Source organism: Gemella bergeri ATCC 700627 (assembly GCF_000469465.1).
GTDB classification, from domain to species: Bacteria; Bacillota; Bacilli; order Staphylococcales; family Gemellaceae; genus Gemella; species Gemella bergeri.
This window is the reverse complement of record NZ_KI271809.1, coordinates 1-9641: the sequence shown is the minus strand read 5'-3', so window position 1 is coordinate 9641 and position 9641 is coordinate 1. Positions and strand designations below refer to the sequence as shown.

Annotated in this window: 8 protein-coding genes; all 8 read left to right on the top strand. The window is 30.2% G+C overall.

The features are described 5' to 3' along the window. Positions 1-263: 263 nt before the first annotated feature. Entirely contained in the window at positions 264-1670 is a 1407-nt protein-coding gene (locus tag HMPREF1983_RS01605) for a peptide MFS transporter (RefSeq protein WP_021752535.1), read from the top strand. Between the two features lie 166 nt (positions 1671-1836). Beyond that, complete coding sequence (treR, locus tag HMPREF1983_RS01600; protein ID WP_040460791.1) at positions 1837-2553, top strand: trehalose operon repressor; 717 nt, start codon at positions 1837-1839, stop codon at positions 2551-2553. A gap of 269 nt (positions 2554-2822) precedes the next feature. Next, positions 2823-3203, top strand: coding sequence for a class Ib ribonucleoside-diphosphate reductase assembly flavoprotein NrdI (nrdI, locus tag HMPREF1983_RS01595; RefSeq protein WP_021752532.1), 381 nt, complete (start codon positions 2823-2825; stop codon positions 3201-3203). Further along, entirely contained in the window at positions 3190-5280 is a 2091-nt protein-coding gene (nrdE, locus tag HMPREF1983_RS01590) for a class 1b ribonucleoside-diphosphate reductase subunit alpha (protein WP_021752531.1), read from the top strand. The genes nrdI and nrdE overlap by 14 nt, the downstream gene beginning before the upstream one ends. A 19-nt stretch (positions 5281-5299) precedes the next feature. Next, positions 5300-6268, top strand: coding sequence for a class 1b ribonucleoside-diphosphate reductase subunit beta (gene nrdF, locus HMPREF1983_RS01585; RefSeq protein ID WP_021752530.1), 969 nt, complete (start codon positions 5300-5302; stop codon positions 6266-6268). 11 nt (positions 6269-6279) lie between these two features. Beyond that, positions 6280-6837, top strand: a complete 558-nt coding sequence (locus HMPREF1983_RS01580) for a histidine phosphatase family protein (RefSeq protein ID WP_021752529.1) — start codon at positions 6280-6282, stop codon at positions 6835-6837. An 86-nt stretch (positions 6838-6923) separates the two neighbouring features. After that, a complete protein-coding gene (locus HMPREF1983_RS01575) occupies positions 6924-7487 on the top strand; it encodes a histidine phosphatase family protein (RefSeq protein ID WP_021752528.1) in 564 nt (187 codons plus the stop codon). 403 nt (positions 7488-7890) lie between these two features. Further along, a partial coding sequence (locus HMPREF1983_RS01570; RefSeq protein WP_021752527.1) for an isopeptide-forming domain-containing fimbrial protein occupies positions 7891-9641 on the top strand: 1751 nt, incomplete at its 3' end.

The window sequence follows — 9641 nt, the reverse complement described above, 5'->3', positions numbered from 1 at the left end:
TATAAAATTTATCACAAGTATTAAATAATGAATTTATAGGATATATTACTAGATTTATTAAAATATTTCAATATAGAAAATTTTAAAATATTTGATATTTTTTCTTTTGAAAAGATTAAGTAAAATGAATATATATTTTTTTAGTAATAAAAATATATAATTTTCATAATAAGTTTTCTTACTAAAATTTTTATTGATTTATGAGAATTTATATAATATAATGAAAGCGTAACACATAAATTATTTATTAGGAGGATATAATTATGGAGAATGTTGAAAAAATGAAGCACCCCAAAGGGCTACATCTGGTTAACGTTGTAACCGTGTTACAAAACTTATATGCTTACGGTATTATAGGATTTTTAATTCTATTCTTTACTGCCAGTACAGCAGAAAACGGATTAGGATTGGATAGAGGCTTTGCTTCAGAATTATATGGTTATTATGGTGCTTTAGGTTATATGATGGCACTTGTAGGTGGTTGGTTAGCGGATAAATACTTAGGTATCCAAAAATCAATTATTTTAGGAACATTATTCAGCTGTTTTGGATATATAGCACTATATTTTTCAACCAGTGAACTGTGGACAGTAATAGCCAGCTTATTATTACTTTTAATAGCAGCCGGTATAGGTAAAGGTAACATTAGTGCGTTGGTTGGTGCGTTATATGAACGTGACCAAGTAACTATGAAAGACGCCGCATACAGTATTTATTATATGGCTATTAATATAGGAAGCCTATTCGGGCCGATTATTTTCGGTTTAATGACAGACAGTTGGTTTGCTAAAGTTGGAAGTGATGGTAAAGTAATCTCTTATGGTTATCGTTATGGTTTCTTGGTAGCAGCAGCATTGGCATTTGTTCAATTTTTAGTTTTCGCTTTATTTGCACCTTCTTGGTTAAAAGAAAAAGGTAAATATCCTGTAGCAAGTAAAAAAGCTAAAAAATCAGTAAATCATCCATTAACTAAAATTGATATTGATAGAATGAAAGCAATGGCTATACTATTTGTATTCTCAACATTATTCTGGTCTGCATGGTATCAAACACAAACATCATTTGCAATTCTTACACAAAAAGCAGTAGATAGAACAATATTCGGTTGGACAGTACCTACACCGTGGTTAATTTCATTTAATGGATTATTATGTGCGGCATTAGCCCCTGCATTCGGTGCATTATGGGTTAAACTAAGTAAAACTAAACACGGGGATTTGGATACAGGAACTAAAATGGGGCTAGGTATGATACTTTCAGGTATAGCATTTGGAGTTATGATTTTAGGGGTTAACACTATCGGTGGAAATATAGAATCAGGTGCTAAAATGAATATATCATATATCTTAATAACTTATGTGTTGTTAACTATAGGGGAATTACTACTTTCTCCAATAGGAATGTCATTGTTTAACAAATTATCACCGGCTAAATACGCATCACTATCAATGGGTATCTGGTATATGACATTCTCATTATCAAATATTATTTCAGGATATTTAGCAAAACTAACAGTAAAATTAAGCTTTACTCAAGTATTTACTTACATCGGAGCGATAGTATTAATATTCGGTATAGTGTTGCTTCTAATTAAAGGTCGCTTAAATGATATGATGCACATAGATAAACTTGAAGAAGAAGCAAAAGCGATGGCTCAAGAAGAAAATTAATGAAAATTTACTTAAATAAAAAATTATAATAGATGAAATTTGGTTTACATATTTACGATTTTTAATAAAAATAGAATTGACAATTAAAGTTTTTGAGTAAAAATATTCCTAAATAGAAAAAATTATGTTAAAATATCAACATATAGTATTTTATTTGGGGGAAATCATGAATAAGTTTTTTAAAATCTATTTAGAATTAAGAGAAAAAATAGAAAACAGGCAATATAGATATAATAGTTTATTGCCAAGTGAAAACGAATTGGCAAAAGAATATGGTGTATCTAGGGAAACTATTAGAAAAGCACTTTTGCTATTATTAGAAAATGGTTATATTCATAAAATTCAAGGGAAGGGTTCTATTGTTTTAGATATTCATAAATACAGAGTACCGGTTTCAGGGCTTATAAGTTTCAAGGAAATACAAGAACTTCAAAATACGGTTTCTACTACAAAAGTAATAGAAAATAAGGAAATAGAAGCGCCGGAATTTTTAATAAAACTCGGTCTAGCTAAAAGAGGGGAAAAACTGATTTATTTGTTAAGACAGAGATTTATAGATGGTGAAGCTGTTATTTTAGATAAAGACTATATCAAGAAAACTTTTATAGAAAACGTTCCGACAAGACAGGTAGAAGATTCATTGTATGACTATTTGGAAGATGAGATGGGGATTAAAATTTCATATGGAAATAAACACTTTGAAATAGAGCCGATAAACGAAGAAGACAAGAACTATATTGACTTGAATGATAATAAGCATATTGCGGTTGTAAAGGGCGATGTATATACGGAAGGAACAGATTTTCTTCATTATACGGAAAGTCGTCACAGGGTAGACAAATTTCATTTTTCAGAGTTTGCACGAAGAACAAATAAAAAATAATCTTAAAGAGAGTATATGTTAGTAGCTAAGCTAATATATACTCTTTTACATTTCGATAAAAAAATTTATAAAATATTTTGTTATAGTAAAAGCAAAGAAAAGAGTAAAATAAAGGTGGAAGATCAGAAAATAAAATAAAAAATATGTATTAAATTTTTAAGTTGGAAAATCAAAAAAATATTTATTGAAAAAAAATAAAATACAAGGTATAATATTAATTAAGTTTTAAATTTCCGGGAAATAATTTCTCGGAGTTTAGGAGGGGGAACATGAAAGTAATATATTTTTCTTTAACGGGAAACTGTAAACGATTTGTTGAGCGTTGTAAAATACCTGTCGAAGATGTACTGGATTTGTGGGAAGTAGATTATGATGTAGATTTTGACTATATACTTGTTACACCGACGATTGGTTTTGGAAAAGTACCTGATGATGTTGCTACGTTTTTAGAACAAAATAGTAAGCATCTGGTCGGTGTAGTTGGGAGTGGTAACAAAAATTGGGGAAATCGTTTCGCTAAAGCATCAGAAACAATTAGCGAACAATATAATGTGCCATTGTTAATGAAAATAGAATTACATGGTAATACGAGAGATTTAATTAAATTCAAGAAAATTTATTTGGAGAGTACAAAAAATGGAAAAATTTAACCATATTGAATTAAATAATGAGGTAACGAAACGTGGCGAAACAGGTTTTTTCAAGTTAGAAAAAGACCAAGAAGCCATTGAGGAGTTTCTTCGTGAAGTAGATTATAAAACCGTAAAGTTTAGTTCTGAAATTAAACGATTACGTTACTTAGTGAGAGAAAATTTTTATTATAATATTTTTGATAAATATATTGAAGATGAAATATTAGAATGTTTAGAACTGGCTGCAAACTTTAAATTCAAGTTTAAAAGTTACATGGCAGCAAGTAAATTTTATAAAGATTATGCTCTAAAGACAAATGATAAAAAACAATATTTGGAGAACTTTAACCAACACGTATTTATCGTTGCAATGTATTTAGCTGATGGAGATGTAAATCTCGCCAAAGAATTGATTATTGCAATGCTTGAACAACGTCTTCAACCTGCGACACCGACATTTTTAAATTCCGGGCGTAGTCGTCGTGGAGAATTAGTATCATGTTTCTTACTGGAAGTAGGCGATTCACTAAATTCTATTAATTACATTGACTCTACGGCGAAACAACTTTCAAAAATTGGAGGCGGGGTAGCTATTAATCTATCTAAACTCCGTGCACGTGGAGAAAGTATTAAAGGGATAAAAGGAGTGGCTAAGGGTGTTATACCTGTTGCTAAATCTCTTGAACAAGGTTTTGCCTATGCAGATCAACTGGGACAACGTCCCGGTGCCGGAGCGGTTTATTTGAATATCTTCCACTATGATGTGTTGGAATTTTTGGATACTAAAAAAGTAAATGCTGATGAAGAGTTACGCTTACCGACTATTTCAACCGGAATTATAGTGCCGTCACTATTTTTTGAGTTAGCTAAAGATAACAAAGACTTTTATATGTTTGGACCACATTCAATTTATGAAGAATACGGATTGGTTCTGGATGATATTGATTTAGCAAAATATTATGATGAATTTGTAGATAATGAAAATATATTAAAACGCAAATACAACGCTCGTGATATGTTAAATTTAATTGCACAAACACAACTTCAATCAGGGTATCCGTATTTAATGTTTAAAGATAATGCAAACAAACATCATGCGTTAAAAGATATTGGACAGGTTAAAATGAGTAATCTATGTACGGAAATTTTCCAATTACAAGAAACATCGATTATTAAAGATTACGGAGAAGGAGATATTATAAAACGTGATATTTCATGTAATCTTGCATCATTAAATATTGTAAATGTAATGGAGAGTAAAAAAATTAAAGAATCTATTTATTCCGGCATGGATGCCTTAACGTTTGTCAGTGATTCAACCAAGATAAAAAATGCCCCCGGTGTAGTAAAAGCTAATGAAGAATTTCATTCAGTAGGTTTAGGTGCGATGAATTTAAACGGCTATTTAGCAAAAAATTTAATAGCCTATGAAAGTGAAGAAGCAAAAGATTTCGCTAATGTTTTCTTTATGATGATGAACTACTACACATTAGAACGCTCAATGCAAATTGCAAAAGCTCGCAATACAGTTTTTAAAGATTTTGAAAAATCTGATTATTATAATGGAAGTTATTTTGATAAATACGTGGAACAAGATTTCTTCCCACAGACAGATAAGGTTAAAGTCCTGTTTGAAGATATTTATATCCCAACTAAAGAAGATTGGCGTAGTTTAAAAAATAGAGTAAAAGAAAATGGCTTATATCATGCTTATAGAATGGCGATTGCACCGACACAAAGCATTTCGTATGTTCAAAACTCAACCTCAAGCGTCTTACCAATCGTTGATAAAATTGAACGTAGAACATATGGAAACGCTGAAACATTTTATCCGATGCCATATTTAAATCCAAAAACACAATGGTATTATAAATCAGCATTTACAATGGATCAAATGAAATTAATAGATTTAATGGCAGTAATTCAAGAACATATTGATCAAGGTATTTCTGTAATTTTATATGTAAATTCAGATATTACAACAAGAGAATTAGCTAGATACTATATCTATGCTCATCATAAAGGACTAAAATCACTATATTATACACGTAATAAACTTCTATCAGTAGAAGAATGTACATCATGTTCAATATAATAAGAGAAAGGAATCATAGATGAAAGCAGTAAACTGGAATAAACAAGATGACTTAACATTTATGTATTGGCGACAAAATATTGCACAATTTTGGGTTGATACAGAGTTTAAGGTGTCAAAAGATATAAAAAGTTGGAATGAAGATTTAAATGACAAAGAACGTGATACTTATAAAAAAGTATTGGCAGGATTAACCGGGCTTGATACTCAACAAGGAGATATTGGAATGCCCTTAGTATCACTCCACACCGAAGATATGCGTAAACAAGCTGTGTATAGTTTTATGGGAATGATGGAGCAAATTCATGCTAAGAGTTATTCAACAATTTTTACGTCTTTAATATCAAGTCAAGAAACGGATTATTTATTAGACGAATGGGTGCCAAGTAATAAAGAGTTACAATTTAAAGCGAGAATTATTGAAAAATATTATTTAAAACTTTTTAAACAAGAAGTAGAAAATTATGATTTATATATGGCACGAGTTGCTTCTGTATTTTTAGAAAGCTATATTTTTTACAGCGGGTTCTTTTATCCATTATATTTAGCGGGTCAAGGAAAAGTGACCACATCAGGAGAAATTATCCGTAAGATTTTATTAGATGAAACCATTCACGGTAGTTTTACCGGCTTTGATGCACAGGAAGTTTTTAAAACATTAACACCGGAAGAACAAGAGCGTGCGAATAAAGAAATGTATAAACTATTATTAGATTTATATGAAAACGAACTGATATATACCCAAGATATTTACGGCGAAATAGGGTTGTATGAAGAAGTAAAAGATTATGTTGAATACAACGCAAATCGTGCCTTGGCAAACTTAGGTTATCCGGGATATTTTGAAGATAAGGATATTAACCCTATTATTGAAAATGCGATGAATACCTCAACTAAAAATCATGATTTCTTTAGTGTAAAAGGTGATGGTTATGTGGTAAGTATGAACGTTGAATCAATAGAAGATGAAGATTTTATTTTTGATTAGGAGTAAATATCATGAAAATATTGTTGGTAAGACATGGTGAAACAGACTATAATAAAAACAGAAAAATTCAAGGACATAGCGATATAGAACTGAATGCTACGGGAGTAGCTCAAGCAACAAAAGCTGCTGATAAAATTTTAGAATTTAATATAGATTTGGCATTTAGTAGCCCCTTAAAAAGAGCTGTAAAAACGGCAGCTCTTATGCTTGAACATTCAGGAAATAATAACTTTATTATAGAAAAAGACGATAGATTGATAGAAAAACACTTTGGAGATTTTGAGGGAGCAACCTTTGATGAATATTTTACAGTTTTAGAAAATAATAAAGGTTTAGAAACTATAGAAACTGACGCTGAAGTATTTAAAAGAACAAATGATTTTTTTGCGTCAAAATATGATTCTCATGAAGATAAAACTATTTTGGTAGTTTGTCATGGAGCTTTAATTAGAATTTTCTTACGAACATTAGGTCTTTATCCTAAAACAAATATACTAATAAATAATACAGCATTAAATGTAATAGATTTTGATGGGAAAAACTTTACATTGGAACAATTTAATATATAATAATATATAAAAGCAGGACAAATAATAATTTAATGTTCTGCTTTATTTATTAAAAGTATATAATAATTAAAGAAAGTGAGAATGATATGAGAATTATTTTAGCAAGACATGGCGAAACGGACTATAATAAAGGTAAAAAGGTACAAGGGCATAGTGACATTCCGCTTAATAAAGAAGGGATAAAGCAAGGAAAAGAAGCGGGTAAAAAAATAGAAGGATACAAAATAGATACGGCATATAGCAGTACGTTGGGAAGAGCATTTGATACCGCACGTTATATGTTGGATAATTCAAATAGCGAAGATAATTCTAAACTTAAAGTGAACAAAGATAAACGTTTAATAGAAAAATCCTATGGAGGATATGAAGGTGTTTCTTTTAAAGAATATAGTGCGGGTCTTACAGCAGGAGAACTCCGTGGAATGGAAACAGATGCAGAAGCAGCCGATAGAGTAGAAGAATTTTTTAAAGAAAAACATAAAGAACACCAAGACGAAATTATTTTAGCGGTTTGTCATGGTGGGTTAATTCGTTCATTTCTTACTGAAAAAGGTATAAAAAAAGTAGGACGAGGTACTATTATTAATACATCGGTAAGTATTTTGGACTATGATGGAGAGAATTTTACATTAATAGAGTTTAACAAATAGCAACTAATAAGAAATTAGTTAAGGTATGGTTTTATTTTTTCTTAGTTAATAATCTAGTTAATAACACTTCATAAATTTAATCGAATTTGTGAAGTGTTAAATTTTTGAAAATATTCTTTTTTAAAATTAATTTTAAAGTTAAATTTTATTCTAGTTAAAACAGCTTTAATAGGGCATTATCATAGTATATAGTGTAAAAAAAATCAGGATTTAATTTACACTTAAAATAATACATAATATTATAAAACACTGATGGCAGTAAAGCCATAAATATCAATCATATAAACTAATATCCTCACTATATGATATAGTATAACATAATAAAATTCATGTGTAAATTAATTCCTACTAAAAAATACACAGAAAGGAAAAATATTTAATAAATTAAGGAGGAAGAATATTTATGATAAAGGCAAAACCTAGGTTGTCTAAACTAAAAAAACTGTTTGCAATAATTTTATCAATTATGGTAATTTTATCGCTTTTCCCAGCTAAAAAAGCTGCGGCTTCAGTAAATGAAGTAAAAGATGATACGGATTTGGCAAAAATCAATACATATAAATTTAATTTAAATATAAATAATGCCACCGTAGTATCAAAATCTGATGCAGTCGAAGAAACGACATTAAATAATCCATGGTATGAGGGAAATTTAAAACAGCTTTCCGGACCATTAAAAAACTTTGCCCTTAGAGTTGATAAAAATAATAAAGGAAATCAGGTTTTTTATAAACCTTTGGAGTTGAAATTCTCAAATGTAGGTGAAGTTTACGGTAAAAAAGTTGATGCATATTTAAAATTTAATAAGGTTACTCTTCACTATTTAAATAATGAAGTAGCAAAAAATGCTCTTGGAAAAGAAGGTAAAACCGCTGTTCCATTTTTCCAACTTTCAAACTTTTGGGGAGAAGGTGGAAATTTTGAAATAGGAAATCTTATTTATAGTGAGAAAAAATATGATCCATATAAAGATCAAAACCCTACCAATCTTATAAAAGGAGCTTTTTGGAATGATGCAGATATAACGGCTGAATTAAGGTATTCAGATGGTTCAAAAACAGATTTAAAATTAGTTATGCGTCCGGCAGATATTGATGTTGTCGATGGTTCTCTTAGGGAAACTTTTTATATTAAAAATTATAGTACAAGTGTTGATAAAAGGGTTATAAATAATAGAAATAAACTAAATCAGGTTACAGAAGGTGATTCAACTTATTGGAAGGCAACTACCACAACAGAAGGTGATGACCAAGAAAATAATGTATCGGGATTATCCGTACGTTCTGTTGATAATAAATTAAACTTTGGGTATCATACAACGATAAACTGTTCAACAGTCTTTGGACTTTTTGTAGAAGGTAAGATTCCGGCACCCAAGAAAACTGTTGATAAACCACAAGTACTGGCTAAAGCCGGAGAAAAAATTGTTTATACAGGAACATTCAAAGTTCCAACTCCGGGGAAAGACATTATAGGACCGTTAAGTAATTTAAACTTAATAGATAATTTTGATGATCGTTTAGACTTCAAGAGTTTAAAAGTAGACGTGGATGGAAAAACATTAACAGAAAATAAAGATTACACTATTACAACATATGGGCAAACGGTTATTGTCAATATGGGAGATGAATATTTGCAACGTGAAAGTGCAGGCAAAGAGATTAAGGTTACTTATAATATGGAAACCAATAAAAAGGTAGAAGGAAAAACTTCAGGAATTATAGATAATATAGTAACTTTAAAAGCTGATAATACCCTAACACCATCTAATAAAGTAAGAACAACCTTGCTTTATAAAAAAACTCATGAGTTTATTAGTGGAACTCCGGGCAAAGAATTGCCGCAATCTATTAAAGATTTGACACCAAAAACCGTTGAAAGAATTCCGAACGGTACGGTAGTACATCCTGATCAACCTACAAAAACTAAAGTTACTGTAAAAGAAGGTAACTGGGTATTTAAGGGGTATGATAAAGAGACACAAACTATAGACGGTCAAGATGTTCACTTTATAGGTAAGTGGGTACTTGAAGAATTTACCAAACCTGTAAAAGATGTTGTAAACGAAAGTGGAACAACAATAAACGGTAAGGTAGTGAAACCGGGAGAAACACTAACATATATTGTTGAATACAAAAACACAACAGATCAGGA

Bases quoted from the DNA above. Each gene is read 5' to 3' on its own strand.
- nrdE (WP_021752531.1), top strand. From the start codon at position 3,190: ATGGAAAAATTTAACCATATTGAATTAAATAATGAGGTAACGAAACGT.
- treR (WP_040460791.1), top strand. From the start codon at position 1,837: ATGAATAAGTTTTTTAAAATCTATTTAGAATTAAGAGAAAAAATAGAA.
- nrdF (WP_021752530.1), top strand. From the start codon at position 5,300: ATGAAAGCAGTAAACTGGAATAAACAAGATGACTTAACATTTATGTAT.
- nrdI (WP_021752532.1), top strand. From the start codon at position 2,823: ATGAAAGTAATATATTTTTCTTTAACGGGAAACTGTAAACGATTTGTT.
- HMPREF1983_RS01605 (WP_021752535.1), top strand. From the start codon at position 264: ATGGAGAATGTTGAAAAAATGAAGCACCCCAAAGGGCTACATCTGGTT.
- HMPREF1983_RS01575 (WP_021752528.1), top strand. From the start codon at position 6,924: ATGAGAATTATTTTAGCAAGACATGGCGAAACGGACTATAATAAAGGT.
- HMPREF1983_RS01580 (WP_021752529.1), top strand. From the start codon at position 6,280: ATGAAAATATTGTTGGTAAGACATGGTGAAACAGACTATAATAAAAAC.